The 17044-nt window shown below is 72.8% G+C and carries 12 protein-coding genes; 2 read left to right on the top strand and 10 right to left on the bottom strand.

Translation table 11 applies throughout. The annotated features are described in order from the left end of the window. Window positions 1-1475, bottom strand: a 1475-nt coding sequence (locus tag DVA66_RS06200; protein ID WP_114559281.1) for an amidohydrolase, incomplete at its 3' end; no start/stop codon positions are given. 208 nt (window positions 1476-1683) lie between these two features. On the opposite strand from DVA66_RS06200, the gene DVA66_RS06195 reads away from it, so the two are divergent. Together DVA66_RS06195 and DVA66_RS06190 are read left to right on the top strand one after the other, a co-directional pair. Next, entirely contained in the window at window positions 1684-3156 is a 1473-nt protein-coding gene (locus tag DVA66_RS06195; RefSeq protein WP_114559280.1) for an MDR family MFS transporter, read from the top strand. A gap of 167 nt (window positions 3157-3323) precedes the next feature. Further along, window positions 3324-4625, top strand: coding sequence for a glycoside hydrolase family 28 protein (locus tag DVA66_RS06190; RefSeq protein WP_232821804.1), 1302 nt, complete (start codon window positions 3324-3326; stop codon window positions 4623-4625). Here the strand turns inward: DVA66_RS06190 and DVA66_RS06185 are convergent. The 9 genes from DVA66_RS06185 to DVA66_RS06140 form a co-directional block, all read right to left on the bottom strand. Then, a complete protein-coding gene (locus DVA66_RS06185; protein ID WP_157973863.1) occupies window positions 4521-6593 on the bottom strand; it encodes a hypothetical protein in 2073 nt (690 codons plus the stop codon). The genes DVA66_RS06190 and DVA66_RS06185 overlap by 105 nt on opposite strands. Then, window positions 6587-7915, bottom strand: coding sequence for a DUF5605 domain-containing protein (locus tag DVA66_RS06175; RefSeq protein ID WP_114559277.1), 1329 nt, complete (start codon window positions 7913-7915; stop codon window positions 6587-6589). Before DVA66_RS06175 ends, DVA66_RS06185 begins: the two co-directional genes overlap by 7 nt. Continuing rightward, the gene (locus tag DVA66_RS06170) at window positions 7912-9321 is read right to left on the bottom strand and encodes a DUF5060 domain-containing protein (RefSeq protein ID WP_114559276.1); all 1410 of its coding nucleotides are present in this window, start codon (window positions 9319-9321) and stop codon (window positions 7912-7914) included. Before DVA66_RS06170 ends, DVA66_RS06175 begins: the two co-directional genes overlap by 4 nt. After that, window positions 9318-10430: a sialidase family protein gene (locus DVA66_RS06165; protein ID WP_114559275.1), complete on the bottom strand. Its 1113-nt coding sequence runs from the start codon at window positions 10428-10430 to the stop codon at window positions 9318-9320. The genes DVA66_RS06170 and DVA66_RS06165 overlap by 4 nt, the downstream gene beginning before the upstream one ends. 47 nt (window positions 10431-10477) lie before the next feature. Continuing rightward, window positions 10478-11548: an ABC transporter ATP-binding protein gene (locus DVA66_RS06160; RefSeq protein WP_114559274.1), complete on the bottom strand. Its 1071-nt coding sequence runs from the start codon at window positions 11546-11548 to the stop codon at window positions 10478-10480. Then, window positions 11545-12678 carry an ABC transporter ATP-binding protein gene (locus DVA66_RS06155; protein ID WP_232821803.1) on the bottom strand — a complete coding sequence of 378 codons (1134 nt, stop codon included), beginning with the start codon at window positions 12676-12678 and terminating at the stop codon, window positions 11545-11547. Before DVA66_RS06155 ends, DVA66_RS06160 begins: the two co-directional genes overlap by 4 nt. Continuing rightward, entirely contained in the window at window positions 12644-13861 is a 1218-nt protein-coding gene (locus DVA66_RS06150; RefSeq protein WP_232821802.1) for an ABC transporter permease, read from the bottom strand. The genes DVA66_RS06155 and DVA66_RS06150 overlap by 35 nt, the downstream gene beginning before the upstream one ends. 3 nt (window positions 13862-13864) lie before the next feature. Beyond that, the gene (locus DVA66_RS06145; protein ID WP_114559272.1) at window positions 13865-14863 is read right to left on the bottom strand and encodes an ABC transporter permease; all 999 of its coding nucleotides are present in this window, start codon (window positions 14861-14863) and stop codon (window positions 13865-13867) included. A 68-nt stretch (window positions 14864-14931) separates the two neighbouring features. Next, window positions 14932-16953, bottom strand: coding sequence for an ABC transporter substrate-binding protein (locus DVA66_RS06140; RefSeq protein WP_114559271.1), 2022 nt, complete (start codon window positions 16951-16953; stop codon window positions 14932-14934). Window positions 16954-17044 lie beyond the last annotated feature (91 nt).

The raw sequence follows: 17044 nt of genomic DNA, 5'->3' as shown, positions 1-17044 counted from the left end.
TGCCGGTCGAGCAGCACGAGGTCGGCCGGCGCGCCGACCGTCAGGGCGTGCACGCCGTCGGTGGAGGCCGCCAGCGCCTCGGCCGCGGTGAGCGCCTGCTCGCGGTGCCACGGCGCCCGGTCGTCACCCGAGCGGTGCACCGCGGCGGCCATCGAGCGCCAGGGGTCGAGCGGGGAGACCGGGGCGTCGGAGCCGAGCCGCAGCTCGACCCCGGCGTCCAGCATCGCCCGGAACATGAAGCAGCGGTCGGAGCGGCCGGGCCAGTTCAGCTCGGTGACGTCGCGGTCGTCCCACAGGTGCGCCGGCTGCACGCTGGCCGCCAGCCCGAGCCGGGCCATCGCGGCCACGTCCTCGACCCGGACCAGCTGGGCGTGCTCGATGCTGCCGGACGCCCCGGTGCGCTCGAAGCAGGCCACCGCGGCCCGCACGGCGGCGTCGCCGATCGCGTGCACGGCCACCTCGAGCCCGGAGCGCCGGGCCGTGGTCAGCAGTCGTTCCAGCTCGTCGGCGGAGTAGTTGGGCCCGCCGTGGTGCTCGCTGCCGGTCGGGCCGACCTGCTCGACGAGCTCGGCGGAGGTGACGGCGTAGGGCTGGCAGCACCAGGCGGTGCGGGTGTTGAGCGAGCCGTCGGAGATGATCTTCAGCGGCCCCATGGTGAGCAGCCCGTCCGGGTCGCGGGCGGGGTCGAGCACCTGGCCGGTGCGCAGCCCGGCCTCGACCACCTCTCCGAGCGAGCCCGGGTAGACGCCGGCGCGGACCCGCAGCCGCAGCCCCTCGGCCAGCCGGGCGGGCCAGACCCGGTGGTTCGGGGCGAACTCGAGGTCGGTGACGCCGACCACCCCGCGACCGGCCGCGGCCGCCGCGGCCTGGACGATCCCGCGCTCCCACTCCCCGGCCGCACCGGGCAGCTCCAGCAGCCGCGGCTGCAGCTCGAACCACTCCCGCTCCTCCACCGGGTGCTCCCGTGGCGCCATCCCCAGCATCCGCAGCGCGGCGGTGTTGAGCCAGCCGCTGTGCACGTCGCCGCTGACCAGCACCACCGGGTGGTCGCCGCTGACGGCGTCCAGGTCGGCGACCAGCGGCGGCTGCCACCAGGAGCCGGTGCGGTGGCCGTAGCCGGTGACCACCTCGGTCGGGGACGCGCCCTCGGCGGCCAGCCGGGCCACCCGCTCGGCGACCAGCGCGAGCACGTCGGCGGGCTGCTCGCTGCTGGCCGTGTCGAGCCGGCGGAAGGTGGATCCCCACTGGCCCAGGTGGACGTGCTGGTCCCACAGGCCCGGGACGGTCCAGGCGCCACCGGCGTCGAGCACCGCGTCCCCGCGGGCGGGCAGGCGCGGGCCGACCTCGACCACCCGGCCGCCGGCCAGCCGCAGGTCGAGCGGGGCGGCGTCGTCGGGGCGGTCGAGCAGCCCCACCCGCCGGACGCCGCGGACGAGCAGCGGCGCGGTCTCGGAGGGGCCGGGGGCAGCGGACATGGCAGATCCCTATGCCCTTCCCGGTCGTCCCGGCAAGTCGGTCCGGATCGGCGTCCGCGGAGGGGGAATAACCGTCTGACACCCCTGCTTGACTCGACTAGCCTCGAGGCCGTCCGCCAGCGGTTCTCGCGGCGGGGTTCCCCCCTCGACGACGAGTTCCTCAGCGCCCACGGGTCACACCCGCAGACCCGGATGGAAGGACACGCCCATGCACGACTCCGCACCGGCCCAGGCGCCCGCGCAGGACACCCGCGGGATCATCCCGATCCTGCTGCTGTCGGCGTTCGTCCTCATCCTCAACGAGACCACCATGTCGGTGGCCATCCCGCCGATCCGCGAGGCGATGCGGGTGGAGGCCACCACCGCCCAGTGGCTGCTCACGGCGTTCCTGCTGACCATGGCCACCGTGATCCCCCTGAGCGGGTTCATCCTGCAGCGGCTGCGCACCCGGACGGTGTTCTTCCTCGCCCTCGGGCTGTTCAACCTCGGCACCCTGCTCTGCCTGGTCGCGCCGACCTTCCCTCTGCTGCTGGTCGGCCGCGTGGTGCAGGCCAGCGGCACCGCGGTGATGATGCCGCTGCTGATGACGACCATCCTCACCCTGGTGCCGCTGGAGCGGCGCGGACGGGTGATGGGCAACGTCTCGATCGTCATCTCGGTCGCCCCCGCGCTCGGGCCGACCGTCTCCGGGTTCATCCTCGAGCACTTCTCCTGGCGCGCCGTGTTCGGCCTGATGCTGCCGATCGGCGCGGCCATGCTGGTGGCCGGCGCGCTGCGGCTGAAGAACTTCGGCGAGCCGCGGAAGGCTCCCGTCGACGTGGTCTCGGTGCCGCTGTCGGCGCTCGGCTTCGGCGGTCTGGTCTACGCCCTCACCCAGCTCGGCGAGGCCAGCGGCCACCTCGGCAACCTGCTCGTCCCGCTGGGCATCGGGGTGGTGGCCATCGTGGCGTTCCTGCTGCGCCAGCGCGCCCTGCAGAAGGTCGACCGGCCGCTGCTCGACCTGCGCACCTGGCGCAACCGCACCTTCGCGATCGCGCTGGGGATCATGATGGTGAGCTTCGGCAGCCTGTTCGGCGTCATCGTGCTGCTGCCGCTCTACCTGCAGGAGCTGCGCGGGCTCACCCCGGCGCAGTCGGGCCTGCTCGTGCTGCCCGGCGGCGTGATGATGGGGGTGATGGGCCCGCTGGTCGGACGGCTGTACGACCGGGTCGGCCCGCGGGTGCTGGTGGTGCCCGGGGTGCTGGTCCTGTCGACGACCTTGTTCCTGTTCAGCCGGTCCGACCTGGGCACCCCCATCTGGCTGCTGGTGCTGCTCTACACCGGGCTCTCCTTCGCCCTCGGCCTGACCTTCACGCCGACCATGACCGCGGGTCTGAACAGCCTCGCGCCACAGACCTACTCCCACGGCTCGGCCTGGGTGGGCACGCTCCAGCAGGTCGCCGGGGCGGCCGGATCGGCGCTGCTGGTGACGGTGATGGCGGCGCGCACCAGCGGGCTGGTCGAGTCCGGGCTGGTCGAGGTGGACGCGCGGATGAGCGGCATCCAGCTGGCGTTCGTGGTGGCGGCCGGGCTCGCCGTGGTGGCCCTGGCGCTGGCGGTCCAGCTGCCGGCGCGACCGCCGGCCAAGCCTGAACTGCCCGGGCGCGAGGACGTCGCGGGTCCGGTGCGCGCCGAGGCCTGACCGGGCGAACTACACCAGTGTGGTTCTCCCCAGGGTGTGCACAACCCTGGGGAGGACGACGTCCTCCGACGGCCTCGCACCGCCGGTCGGGAACGACCTGGTCCGGTGGTCGGGACCATCCCCTGAGGACCGCCCCGCCCGCACCCGCGCTGCCCTAGGGTCGGAGGGTGCCGGCCACCACCGAGGACGCAGAGCAGCGCATCGCCCGGATCCGGGCCCGGATCCAGGAGCCGAGGTTCCCCGACCACGTCGTCGACGTCACCCACTCAGGCGCGGTCGGCGACGGCGTCACCGACTGCACCGCCGCCATCGCCGAGGCGGTCTCCCGCTGCTCGGCCGCCGGGGGCGGGCGGGTGCTGGTGCCGGCCGGGCGCTACCGCACCGGGGCGGTCCACCTGCTCGACGACGTCGAGCTGCACGTGGCCGAGGGCGCCGTGCTCGAGTTCAGCCGCGACCCCGCCGACTACCTGCCGGTGGTCCGCACCCGCTACGAGGGCGTGGACTGCTACAACTACTCCCCCTTCGTCTACGCGGTCGGACGCCGCAACGTCGCGCTCACCGGTCGCGGCACCCTGGACGGCCGCGCCGGTCCGCAGCACTGGTGGAACTGGGTGAAGGCACCGGCGCCGGACGAGGGCCCGGCCAAGCAGCGGCTGCTGGCGGCGGCCGCCGCCGGCGTCCCGGTCGAGGAGCGGGTCTTCGGCGAGGGCCACCACCTGCGTCCGAGCATGGTGCAGCTCTACGACTGCACCGACGTGCTGGTCGAGGGCCTCACCTTCCGCCGCTCCCCGATGTGGACCCTGCACCCGGTGCTCTGCACCAACGTCACGATCCGTGACGTCACCGTGGACAGCCACGGCAACAACAACGACGGCTGCAACCCCGAGTCCTGCCGCGACGTGCTCATCCTCGGCTGCACCTTCGACACCGGCGACGACTGCATCGCGGTGAAGTCCGGCAAGGACGCCGACGGGCGTGCGGTCGGCGTGCCCAGCGAGCGGATCGCGGTGCTGGACTGCCGGATGCGGGCCGGTCACGGCGGGGTCACCCTGGGCAGCGAGACCAGCGGCGGCATCCGCGACGTGGTGGCCTACCGGTGCGAGATGAGCAGCCCCGAGCTCAAGCGGGCGCTGCGGATCAAGTCCAACCCCGACCGCGGCGGCTACGTCCGCGACGTCCTCTTCGCCGACATCGAGGTCGGCACGGTCAGCCAGGCGGCGGTCGAGATCGCCCTCGACTACGGTCGGGTCACCACCGGGGAGTTCCCGCCCGAGGTCGCCGACATCGAGGTGCGCGGGCTGCGGGTGGGCTCGGCCGGCCGGGCGCTCAACCTGGTCGGGTTGCCGGACGCACCGATCCGCGGGCTACGCCTGCGCGACTGCACCTTCGAGCGGGTCGCCGAGCCCGACGTGGTCCGCCACGTCGTCGACTCCGACCTCGGCGAAGCGCAGCAGCTGCCACAGCGGTAGCGCGATCACCCAGGAGGGGTTCCAGGTGTTGCTGGTGCCCCGGTCCTGCCACTCGGTGACGAAGAACGCCTCACCCTGCTCCCCGACCACGTCGAAGCCCCACTCCCCCGGGGTCCGGCACACCCCCTGGCCCATCGTGGCCAGGATGGTCCGGGCCCACCGCTGCAGGTGCGTCTCCCCGGTGAGGCGGCCCAGCCGCCACAGGTCGAAGGTCGGGAAGAAGACGTCGAGGTGGTGGTTCTGCACGCTGACCCCCGGCCAGCCGACCGCGTCGAACCCGCGCTCGCGCAAGGGGGCGCCGCGGTCGTGGCGGGGGTTCCAGTGGTAGACCCAGGTGAGCAGCCAGTCCGCGGTCACCTCGGCCCGCTCCAGCCAGCGCTGCTCGCCGGTGCGGTCGTGGAGCTCCAGCACGAGTGCGAGGTAGCCCAACCCGCCCTCCTTGTCCTCGCACGCCGCGTCGAGGGTGGAGTGGGTGAACGGGCGCGCGAAGGTGCGGGTGTGCAGCTCGTGGTACGCCTCGGCCAGCTCGACGGCCCGCCCGAGCAGCCGGTCGTCGCCGAGCACGTGGGCGGCCCGGGCCACCGCCTGCACGGCGGGGATGCCGGCCGAGCAGGCCAGGTCCGACCCCGGCGTCCCGTCCGGCTGCCAGCCCACCGGGACCAGCCCGGACGGGAGCACGGCCGTCGTCACCAGCTCCGCACCCTCCCGCAGCGCCTCCAGCCAGGCCGGCGGCACCGGTTCGCCGTGGCGCCGCAGCAGCGTCACCAGGTCGGCCAGGTCGCACAGGGTCTCCCCGTGCGCGCGGGACGAGACCAGCTCGACCCCGCGCCGGCGCAGCCCCTGCCAGCGGCGTTCGTCGTGGATGTAGGAGTTCAGCCGCAGCCCGGGCACCTCGGTGGCGGACCCGGCCAGGTAGAAGTCGACCGCGGCCCGGGCCCGTCGGACCCGTCCCGGCTGCCCGCGCTCCAGGCCGACCCAGGCGTCGCACCAGGCCAGCCGGAGGCACTGCCCGGTCCAGCCGTAGAGGAAGTCGACGGCCGGCCGGCCGGGACGCCGCCGCGGCTCGCCCCAGGCGGGGAACTTGACGTACCCGGCCACCTCGCCGTCGGCGAAGAAGCGGGCGTCCAGCGCCGCCAGCCGCAGGTCGGTGTGCTCGGCGTCGCTCAGCGGCCCGGTCCGGACGCGCTCGCCGCCGCCGAACACCTCCCGCCCGATCCGCACCAGCTCGCGGAAGCCGTGCCCGGGAACGGCGTGGCCCCGGTCGAGGAGCAGCCGCTGCCGCAGGGTCGCCCCGGGGGCGAGCGTGCGGTAGCCGCGGTCGGTGTGGGCCACCCGGGCCTTGTGCACGTAGGTGACGTCGGGCTCGCCGTCGAAGGCGACCACCCCGCTGAGGGCGAGCACCCGGGTGCCGTCGTCCTCGCTGACCACCCCGAGTGAGCCGTAGTGGACCCGGCCCGCCTCGTCCTCGTCGGCGTCGGGCAGCACCACCAGCGTGGTGGTGGCGCCGTTGCCGGACTGCAGGCAGGCCCCGGGCACCGGCAACCGGTGCAGCTCGGTGACGAAACCGCCGCGGCCGACGTGCGGCACCGGCCGGTCGGGGTCGGCGGAGGGGTTGTCGGCGTAGACCACCTGCGGCAGGGTGACGACCGCGCCGGCCGGGCCGTCCAGCTGCAGCCCCACCGCCAGGTCCTCCACCGTCGCGTCGGAGTCGTTGCGCCACACCAGGTCCAGCCACAGCCGGCCCGGCTGCAGCCGCGCCCGGACCTCCACGGCGAGCCCGCCGACCCGACCGGTGACCCGGACCAGGTCGTCCTCGAGCTGCACCCGCGGTTCGCGCAGCCCCGGGGTGACCGCAGCCCACGGCCGACCCCGCGAGACCACCAGCGAGCGGCCGAGCAGCCCGGTCCACCCACCCGGCTGCTCGGCGCCGGGCGCCCAGAAGGCGGCGACCTCGGCCGCGCTCAGCACCGGACCATCCGCAGCGCGAGGAACGGCCGGCGCGGCAGCTCCAGCCACGACCCGCCGCGGTAGGTGCCCGGGAGCCGGTCGATCGTCAGCTGCTGGGTGTCGATCACCTCGACGGTGAAGTCGGCGTCCTCGGGCAGCTCCACCCGGTGCCGGGAGTAGCGGTGCAGCCCGTGGTACTGCAGGTAGTAGTGGCCCGGACGCTCCAGGGTGAAGGTGTGCCGCTCGACCGGGTTGCGGGCCAGGCCGTCCGGGGCCCCCTCGAGCACCCCGCGCAGGAACGCCAGCCGCGGCAGCGCGGCCCCGGTCAGCGTCCCGCCGTGCCGGCTCCAGGACCGCTCGACGAACTCCTCCGTGTGCCAGCCGTAGCCGCCGCGGCAGAGCGCCCACCAGGTCTGGGAGACCAGCTCCTCCGCGGTCAGTCCGCCGCCGGGCACGGGTGCGTCGCCCTCGGCGCCGACGTCCAGCAGGGCCGGCTTGGCGAAGGCCCGGACCAGGTCGTGGGCCTCCCAGCGACCGTCGTCGCGGACGGTGCTGTGGGTGATCAGCCGGTGGCCGAAGTCGAACCCGGGCGCGGCGTGGACGGTGCGCAGCCGCCGACCCGCGTCGGCCTCGGCCAGCAGCCGCAGCGACTCGTCCCACACCTCGCCCGGCAGCCCGAGCCGGTCGGCGTCCAGGGCCAGGCACCAGGAGACGTGGCTGCTGGCCGCGAACCGGGCGACCGCCCGCCGCAGGTGCTGCTCCCAGCCGGGTGCGCCCGGGCGGACGGCCGGGTGCGGCCCGGACAGCACCAGCTCGGCCCGCACCCCCAGCCCGGCCAGCTCCCGCACCGCGGTCTCCACGGCGTCGAGACCGGTCTCGTCGGGCCAGTCGCGGGCGTCCTCGGCCAGCACCGACATCCGGACGGCGTTGAACGGCGAGCCGGCCAGGCTGCGCAGCGTGGCCGCCCGCTCCTGCCCGTCGCGGTGGTGCCAGAACAGGGCGGTGGTGCCCATCGGGTGGTGCGGGGTGCCGTCGGCGTGCACGAACCGGGTGCCCCGGACCCGCAGCGGACCGTGCTCCCCGGCGCCCGGGGAGGTGCAGCGCAGCCCGCCCGAGCCGGTCGGCGACCCGGCGCCGTCGGTCGCCTCCCAGCTCCAGTCACCCTCGGCGTCGGGGGCGAAGCGGACCAGCCGGCGACCGTCGACCTCGACCGTCTCGGCCACCGCCTCCCGCCCGTCGGGCCCGGTGAAGGTGGCCTCGACCGCAGCGGTGCCGGTCAGGTCGAGGGTGACCACCTGCCAGCAGCCGACCTCGGTCCGCCCGTCCTGCACGACGGTGCTCATGCCGCCCTCCGCACCCGCACGGCGAGGTCTGGTCGGGGCTCGAGCGGGATCCGGCAGCGTCCGCGGTAGGTGCCGGGCAGGGTGGTCACGGTCATCTCCCAGGTGTCGATCACGTCGACCAGGTGCTCGTCCTCGCCGAGCTCCAGGTCGTGGTGGGCGTAGCGGCGCTCACCGAAGTAGTCGAGCCGGTAGCCGTCCTCCCGGGCGGCGACCCAGTCCGCCGGCCCCTCGGCGACCAGCTGCCGGAGGAAGGCGATCCGGGCCGGGCTCTCACCCACCAGCTGCCCGCCGGCGGAGATCCAGGCCGGCGTGGAGTCGACGTAGCACTCGCCGTGGCCCATGAACCCACCGCCGGTGACGGTGTGCCAGAACCGCCGGGTCAGGTCGCGGCCGCTGAGGTTGCCCCAGCGCCGGTCGATGTCGCCCTCGTAGCCGATCTCGTCGATGACCACCGGTTTGGGGTGCGCGGCCCGCCACTGCGCGGTGAGCGTGGCGTCCCAGTGCTGGATGCTCTGGTGGGTCGTCCAGGGCTTGGCGAAGTCGTAGAGCGAGGCGTGCACGTACATCGCGGTGCCGTTGTGGATCGAGGCCAGCCGCCGGTACGGGTCGATCCGCTGCAGGTGCTGCAGCAGGGCGTCCCAGTCGGCCATCGTCTTGGCCTTGTTGAAGTCGAACTCGTTCGAGATCGACCACCAGACGTTGCGGAAGGCGGCCAGCCGGGCGACGACGTAGCGCAGGTAGAACCGGTCCTCCTCCGCCGACATGTCGTCCACCCCCCAGTGCCCCTTGTCGTAGGGGTGGAAGAGGATGAGGTCGGCCTCGATCTGCAGCTCCTGCAGGTCGCGGATCCGACGCTCGAGATGGGCGAAGAAGGTGACGTCGAAGCGGGTCTTGTCCAGCCGGCCCGGTTCGGTGCCGACGAAGGCGAGCCGGGGCGGGCGCATGTTCTGGGTGGGCAGCAGGCACATCCGCACCTTGTTGAACGGTGAGCCGGCCAGCGCCTGCAGCGTGCGCTCCTCGTGCTCCTCGTCGCCGGTGTGGGTCCAGTGGTAGCAGGTGGTGCCGAAGGACTCGTGGCGGGTGCCGTCGGCGTGGCGGAAGTGGGAGGTGCCCGCCACCCGGACCGGTCCGTGGTTGCCGGGCCCCGGCGGCCCGACCACGAGCTCACCGCGCACCCCGTCCAGCTCGCGCACCGAGCTGGAGGTGCGATAGGTCCAGCGGCCCTCCTGGTCGGGGGAGAACCGGACGAGGTAGCGGCCGTCGCCGTCGTAGAACCCGTCCACCACCACGTCGCGGTTGCGGTGCTGGAAGGTCGCGACCAGCTCGACGTCGGTGAACGGGTTGCCCTCCGACGGCCCCTCGAGGCGGATCTCGTGCACCCCCCAGCGCTCGACCTGCGCCGTCACAGGACGTCCTCCAGGGTGTCCAGCTCGGCGCCGCCGTCCTCGCTGGAGGTGATCCAGGCCGGGTCGAGGACCACGTGCTTCAGCGTCTTGCGCAGGAAGGAGTAGGCCACGTGCAGGCGTCCGTCGGACGTCTGCAGCAGGGCCGGGTAGGAGTAGCCGGAGGGCCGGTCCTTGTACTCCACGTCGGCCACCTGCAGGTTGCGCCGGTGCGGCCAGCTGCGGCCGCCGTCCTCCGACAGCGCCAGCGTCAGCGGGGTGCGGACGGCCTTCTTGCGCCAGGTGTCGCCGGCGCGGACCCAGCGGTGCTGGTCGCGCTCGAGCGAGGCGTCGTTGTAGGCCAGCGCCAGTCGTCCGTCGGCCAGGGCGACGAGCTGGGCCGCGGAGTTGTTGTTGGGCAGCGCGGTGCGCACCGGCGTGCTCCAGGTGCGGCCGAGGTCGGTGGAGCGGGAGGCGTAGAGCCGGTCCGCCGCGCGGGAGCGGAACAACGCCAGCAGGCTCCCGTCGGGGCAGACCGCCGGGCTCATCTGCACCCGGTGCCGGCTGCCGGGCACCTCGTGCACCTCCCAACCGGCGCCGGCGTCGGTGCTGATCGCGACCACGCTGATCTCGCCCTCGGCGTCCACCCGGTAGGCCGGCAGCAGCCAGCTGCCGTCGGCCAGCACCAGCGGCGGGTTGCGCAGGAAGAACCCCGACGGGCCCTCGAACATCCGCCGCGGCTCGGACCAGGTGCGTCCGGCGTCGTCGGAGGTGCGCGCCAGCACGTGCGCGGTGCTCCGGTCGTGCGGCTCGTTGGAGGTGTGCAGCAGCCAGACCCGGCCTCCCGGCTCGGTGAAGAGCACAGGGTTCTGCTCCGAGCGGTCGGGGTCGGCAGCCACCAGCTCCGGAGCGCTCCAGCGGTCGCTGCCGGAGGCCAGCCGCGAGACCACCACATTGGTCTCCCGGTCGCCCTCCTGCGGGCCGTTGAACCAGGCGCACAGCAGGTCGCCGGTGGCCGTCTCAGCCAGCGTGGCCGCGTGGCTGTCGGCCTCGTGCAGGACCGGGAGCAGCGCCTGCTGCAGGGCGGGGTCGTCGGGGGCAGGCGCCAGGCGCCCGTCGAATCGGGGGTCCATCTACGTCCTCCGTGGTGCTTCGGGTGGTCGTGGGGGTGCCGGGCCGCTCAGGCGGCGCCCAGCTCCTCGATGCCGCGCAGCTGCAGCGTCTCGGCGAAGTGGCAGGCGGCCCGGCGCCCGGGCGCCACCTCCCGCAGGGCCGGCACCTCGGTCCGGCAGCGCTCCTCGGCGTAGAAGCAGCGCGGGTTGAACGGGCAGCCGGGCGGCACGTCGGAGGGGTCGGCCACCTCACCGCGCAGCACGATCCGCTCCGGCCGCCGTGCGGTGTTGGGGTCGGGATCGGGCACCGAGGACAGCAGGGCCTCGGTGTAGGGGTGCAGCGGACGGGTGTAGAGCTCGTCGGTCGGACCGGTCTCGACCACCCGGCCGACGTACATCACCACCACCTCGTCGGCCATGTACTCGACCATGCCGAGGTCGTGGGAGATGAAGAGGTAGGTGAGGTCCTCCGCCTCCTGGAGGTCCTTCATGAGGTTGAGGATCTGCGCCCGGACCGAGACGTCCAGCGCGCTCACCGCCTCGTCGGCCACCACCAGCCGGGGGTCCAGGGCGAGCGCCCGGGCCAGCCCGACGCGCTGGCGCTCACCGCCGGAGAAGGCGTTGGGGTAGCGGTGCAGGTACTCCGGGCGCAGCCCCACCCGCCGCAGCAGCTCGGCCACCCGGCCCTCGATCTGGTTCTTGGGCACCACGTGGTTGACCAGCAGCGGCTCCCCCACCAGCTCCAGCAGGGTCATCCGCGGGTTGAGCGAGGAGAAGGGGTCCTGGAAGACCATCCGGATGTCGCGCCGGTAGGGCTTGAGCTCCTTCTCGCTCAGCTGCGCCAGGTCGACCACCTCGCCGTCGGCGCGGCGGTAGCGGATCTCACCCGAGGTCGGCTGGTGGGCCCGCAGGATGCAGCGGCCGAGCGTGCTCTTGCCGCACCCGGACTCCCCGACCAGGCCCACGGTCTGCCCGGGGCGGATCTGCAGATCGACCTCGGCGACGGCCCTGACCTCGCCGACGGTCCGGCTGAGGAACCCCTTGCGGATCGGGAAGGTCTTGGTGAGCGCGCGGGTCTCGAGCAGCGGCTCGGCGGGCGCGGGCTGCGGCGCGGGTGCGGTCGCGGTCGGCTGGGTCATCGTCGATCCTCCTGGTACAGGACGCAGCGCACCTCGTGGCCGTGCTCGTCGCGCACCACCGGCGGGAGCGCGGTGTCGCAGACGCCCTCGATGAAGTGGTCGCACCGGTCACGGAAGCTGCAGCCGCTCGGACGGGCGTAGGGGTGCGGCACCATCCCGCGGACCGGGGCCAGCCGCTCGCCGGTGCGCCGGCCGAGCTTGGGCACCGAGCGGAGCAGGGCCTGGGTGTAGGGGTGCCGGGGGTCGCGGAACACCTCGGCGAGGTCGCCGCGCTCCACCACCCGGCCGAGGTACATCACCGCCACCGAGTCGGCGAGCTGGGCGGCCACCCCGAGGTCGTGGGTGATGAGCATGATCGCCATCCCGAGCTCGTCGCGCAGCCGGCCCAGCAGCTCCAGGATCTGGGCCTGGGTGGTGACGTCGAGGGCGGTGGTCGGCTCGTCGGCGATCAGCAGCTCGGGGTCGCAGGACAGCGCCATCGCGATCATCACCCGCTGCCGCATCCCGCCGCTGAGCTGGAACGGGTAGGCGTCCACCCGCTTCTCCGGCGCGGCGATGCCGACCTTGCGGAGCAGGTCGACCACCCGCTCGCGGGCCTCCTGCTTGGTCATCGGCTCGTGCAGCTGGATCGCCTCGGTGATCTGGTGGCCCACGGTGTGCACCGCCGAGAGCGAGGTCATCGGCTCCTGGAAGACCATCGAGATCCGCTTGCCGCGGACGGCGCGGACCACCTCGGGGTCGGCGCCGACCAGCCCCACCATGCCGTCCGGGCCCTCCTCGGCGCGTGGAGGGCGCCGGGTCCGGCCGAACCAGCCGCGCCGGCGTCCGGCAGCGGTCGGCTCGGGCGGCCGCGGCACCCAGACCTGGCCGCCGACGATCCGGCCCGGACGGTCGACCAGCTGCAGCACCGAGCGCGCCATCACGCTCTTGCCGCAGCCGGACTCGCCGACCACGGCCAGCGTCTCGCCGCGGCGCACCTCCAGGTCGACACCCTCGACGGCGTCGACCACGCCGTCGTCCAGTGCGAACCGGGTGCGCAGCCCGGAGATCCGCAGGACCACCGGCTGGTCGTCGACCCGGCGCCGGGCCGTCTGCTCACTTGTAGGGGTCTGCAGCATCTCGTAACCCATCTCCGACGAAGTTCATGGCCAGCACGGTGACGAAGATCGCCGCGCCCGGGAGCATCAGCCACGGGGCGGTCTCGATCGCCCGGATGTTCTGGGCGTCCTGCAGCAGCACGCCCCAGCTCACCGCCGGCGACTGCAGGCCCAGACCGAGGAAGCTCAGCGCCGTCTCGCCGAGGATCATCCCGGGGACGGCCATCGTCAGCGAGGCGATCATGTGGCTGGAGAACGACGGCACCATGTGGCGGAAGATGATCCGGGGCCGGCTGACGGCGTCCAACCTGGCGGCGGTGATGAAGTCCTCCTCCCGCAGCGAGAGGAACCGCCCGCGGACCACCCGGGCCATCCCGGTCCAGCCCAGCACCGACAAGATCACCGTGATCGCGAAGTAGCGGGTGAGCGGGCCCCAGGTGGGCGGCACCGCCGCGGACAGCGCCAGCCACAGGGGCAAGGTGGGGATCGCCATCAGGAACTCGATCACCCGCTGGATCAGCGCGTCCAGCTTGCCGCCGACGTAGCCCGACAGACCGCCCAGGGTGAGCCCCAGCAGGAAGCTGGCGGCGACCCCGACCAGACCGATCGACAACGACACCCGCGAGCCGTAGATGATCCGGGTCAGCATGTCGCGCCCGGCCCGGTCCGCACCCCACAGGTAGAACGGCTGGCTGGGGTCCTCTGGACCGATCAGGTGGCGGTCCATCGGGATGAACCCCCACATCTCGTAGGGCTCGCCGCGCACGAAGAACCCGACCGGGATGTACTGGCTCTCGTCCACCTCGAAGTGGCGGGCGAAGGTCAGCGGGTCCTGGGTGACGGTGTAGCCGGAGACGTGCAGGCCGAGGCCCTCGGTGTCGGACCAGACCTGCAGCTGCTGCGGCGGGGCGTAGGCGTACTCGGCGTCCTGGGCCCGGGTGGTGCTGGGCGCGAGGAACTCCGCGAAGGCGACGATCAGGTAGATCCCGATCACCACCCACAGGCTGACCACCGCCAGCTTGTGCTTGCGGAACTTGCGCCAGATGAGCCGCCAGGGCGAGGTGGTGCCGCCCACCGCCAGGCCGGCGGTGGCCGGTTCGGGCCCGGGGGCCGACGTCTCGGCGTCCGGGGTCGGCAGCGGCACCTCCTCCCCGGCCGGGCCGAGCACGGTCGGCTGGTCGACCCGGGTGCCCGGGTGGATGGTCTTCTCGGCCACCGGTCAGCCTCCCTGGTACTGGTGTCGGATACGGGGGTCCCACCACGCCAGCGCGATGTCGCTCAGCAGGGTGCCGACCACGGTGAGGGCGCTGAGGATCAGCACGAAGCTGCCCACCAGGTACATGTCCTGGGTCTCGGTGGCGCCGAAGAGCAGCGGCCCGGTGGTGGGCAGGCTGAGCACGATCGAGATGATCGTCTCGCCGCTGATCAGCCCGGGCAGCAGCCAGCCGACCGTGCTGAAGAACGGGCTGAGCGACATCCGCACCGGGTACTTCAGCAGCAGCTTCCACTCCGGCAGCCCCTTGGCGCGCGCCGTCGCCACGTAGGGCTTGTACAGCTCGTCGAGCAGGTTGGCCCGGGTGGTGCGGATCAGCCCGGCGGTGCCGGAGATGCCGATGATGAGGATCGGCAGCCACAGGTGGGAGGCGAGGTCGAGGACCTTGCCGAGGTTCCACACCGCGTCGACGTACTCGGGTGAGAACAGCCCACCGGCGCTCTGGTTGAAGAACCGCACCCCGATGTAGAGGAAGACCAGGGCGAGCATGAACTCCGGGACGGCCATCCCCACGAAGCCGAAGAAGGTGGCCACGTAGTCACCCGGGGAGTACTGCTTGACCGCGGAGTAGATGCCGATCGGGAAGGCCACCGCCCAGACGAAGAGCAGAGTGCTCACCGAGAGGAAGAACGACAGCCCGACCCGGTCCCAGATCAGCGTCGACACCGGCCGGTTCCAGGCGAAGGACTGGCCGAAGTCGCCGTGGAAGACGATGTTGGTGATCCAGTGCCAGTACTGGACGAGGAACGGGTCGTTCAGCCCGTACCGCTCGCGCAGCGCGGCCACCCGCTCGACGCTGATCGTCTCGCCCCGGGTCTCGGCCGCCGCGACCAGCGTGGAGACGTAGTCACCCGGGGGCAGCTGGATGATCCAGAAGGTGACGATCGAGATGGCCAGCAGGGTGACCAGCATCAGGCCCACGCGACGCACCACGTACATCGCCATGTCAGATCACACCCTCTCGTGCGGGTCGGTTGCCGGGGGGACGCGGACCAGGGGTCCGGGTCGCTCGCTCACGCGGTGAAGAAGTACTGCTCGGGGTTGGTCGGGCCCGGCGGCTGGAAGGCGTTGATACCCGACATCTCGTCGGGCACGTTCACCTCCATGTCGTTGCGCACGATGCCGTAGCTGTTGGCCTCGGTGCAGATGCCGATGTAGAAGAACCGGTCCTTGGCGATCGCGATGATCTCCTTGCCCAGCGCGGTGGCCTCGTCGGCGTCGTAGGTGACCCGCATCTGGTCGAACAGCTCCAGCTGGCGCTTGACGTCGGCCGGCGGCTCCTCGCCCTCGGCGCCGTTGCTGCGGTACCACAGCGCCCAGGTGTGGCCGAACCGGGACGAGCCCCGCGGGTTGGAGGGCAGGTAGTAGTGGTTGGAGCCCTGCGTGGCCCGGACCTCGAAGCCGCCACCGGTCCAGGTGCCCGCCTCGGCCTGGTTCGCCTCGACCCGCTCCCAGTACAGCGTCTCGGCCATGGTCTGCACGTTGGTGTCGACCCCGACCGCCGCCCAGTCCTGCTTGATCAGCTCGAAGGCGTCGATGTGGTCGGGGAAGGAGCTCGGCACCAGCACCGAGACGGTGACCCGCTCCCCGTCGCGGAGCCGGAAGCCCTCGCCGTCCTTCTCGGTGTAGCCGGCCGCGTCCAGGGCCTGGTTGGCCTTCTCGGGGGAGTACTCGGTGAACTGGGTGCCGAACTCCTCGTCGTAGACCGGGGAGGTCTCCATCGGGGCGCACTGCCAGGGCTTGGTCTGCCCGGCGTAGACGGTGTCGATGATGCGCTGGCGGTTGATGGCGTGGGAGAGGCCGACGCGGAAGTCCTTGTTGGCGTACATCGCGGCCTTGCCCTCGTCCTGCAGCGTCTGGTTGAACCCGATCACCATCGCGTTCACCCCCTGCGGCGTGACGGTGAACATCCGGTAGCCGCCGGACTCCTGGTTGTCGGCGACCACCGGCAGGTTGCGGATGGTGCCGAAGTTGCGCATCTGCATGTCGATCTCGCCGTTGACGATCTTCAGCAGCTCGACCTCGATGTCCTGCAGCAGCTCGCTGCGGATGTCCTCGATGTAGGGCAGCTGGCTGCCCTCGGGGTCGACCTTCCAGTAGTAGGGGTTACGGACGGCCGTGACGTGGGTGCCGTCGCCGAGGGCGGAGGTGAGCATCCAGGCGTCCAGGGTCGGCACGTCGGCGTCGGTGGCGACCTCGGTGTGGGCCTCCCAGAGCTGGACCCAGTCGTTGAGGCCGGCCTGCTCCACCAGCTGGTCGATGTCGGGGTTGTAGTCGGCGTGGAACTGCTGCATGTAGTGCTTGGGCCAGACCAGGCGGGTGTTGGCCGCGAGCTCCTCGAGGAAGCCGGGCTTCGGGTCGTCGAAGACGTAGCGGATGACGTCGCCCTCGGACTCGAAGCGGGCGGGCTTGTTCTCGTCCGCCGGGTTGGTCCACAGCGCGTAGACACCGGTCGGGTGCATCACGGGGTGGACCAGGACGTCCTCGAAGGTGAACCGGAAGTCCTCGACGGTGAGCGGCTCGCCGTCGGACCACCGCATCCCCCGGCGCAGGGTGAACTGGAAGACCCGGCCGTCGTCGAGCTCCTCGAAGGACTCGCAGATGTTGGGGATGATCTCCTCGGTGCCGGGCTTGCCGGTGTAGCCGGGGATCCAGCGGACCATCGGCTCGTAGCTGATCGACTGGGTGAGCCAGGTGGCGTCCTCCTGGGTGATCATCGCCGAGCGCCAGGTGCCGCCGTACCGGCCGATCTGGTTGAGCGGCTGGACCACCATCGGGTTCGCCGGCAGCCGCTCCTCCACCGGGGGCAGCTCACCGGCCTCGACGCGGGCGGCCAGGCTGGGCGCCTCCTTGCCCTTCGGGCCGGCTCCTCCGTCGCCGGAGCCACCCTCCTGGACGGCGCTGGTCTCGAAGAAGGAGCAGCTGGAGAGCGACATCGCCGCGGCCAGACCGCCACCGGTGGCCAGCAGCGAGCGGCGGGAGAGCAGCGCGGCGCCGACCGGCCGGCCGGGCGCGCGGGTGGTGGGTGCAGACATCGTTGTCCTCTTTCGGTTCGGGTCGGGGTCGGGTGCGGCCGGTCAGGCCGCCGGGGGGCGGGGAGGGGCGCTCTCCAGCTGCTCGACCAGG

The organism is Desertihabitans aurantiacus, assembly GCF_003344635.1.
In the GTDB taxonomy this organism is placed as follows: domain Bacteria; phylum Actinomycetota; class Actinomycetes; order Propionibacteriales; family Propionibacteriaceae; genus Desertihabitans; species Desertihabitans aurantiacus.
Note: the sequence above shows the minus strand (reverse complement) of the source record. Positions and strands in the feature narration are given on the sequence as shown.

What these genes read in the sequence shown, in the direction of transcription:
- DVA66_RS06195 (WP_114559280.1), top strand. Translation starts at nt 1,684, where the DNA reads ATGCACGACTCCGCACCGGCCCAGGCGCCCGCGCAGGACACCCGCGGG.
- DVA66_RS06175 (WP_114559277.1), bottom strand. Translation starts at nt 7,915, where the DNA reads ATGAGCACCGTCGTGCAGGACGGGCGGACCGAGGTCGGCTGCTGGCAG.
- DVA66_RS06165 (WP_114559275.1), bottom strand. Translation starts at nt 10,430, where the DNA reads ATGGACCCCCGATTCGACGGGCGCCTGGCGCCTGCCCCCGACGACCCC.
- DVA66_RS06160 (WP_114559274.1), bottom strand. Translation starts at nt 11,548, where the DNA reads ATGACCCAGCCGACCGCGACCGCACCCGCGCCGCAGCCCGCGCCCGCC.
- DVA66_RS06155 (WP_232821803.1), bottom strand. Translation starts at nt 12,678, where the DNA reads ATGGGTTACGAGATGCTGCAGACCCCTACAAGTGAGCAGACGGCCCGG.
- DVA66_RS06145 (WP_114559272.1), bottom strand. Translation starts at nt 14,863, where the DNA reads ATGGCGATGTACGTGGTGCGTCGCGTGGGCCTGATGCTGGTCACCCTG.
- DVA66_RS06140 (WP_114559271.1), bottom strand. Translation starts at nt 16,953, where the DNA reads ATGTCTGCACCCACCACCCGCGCGCCCGGCCGGCCGGTCGGCGCCGCG.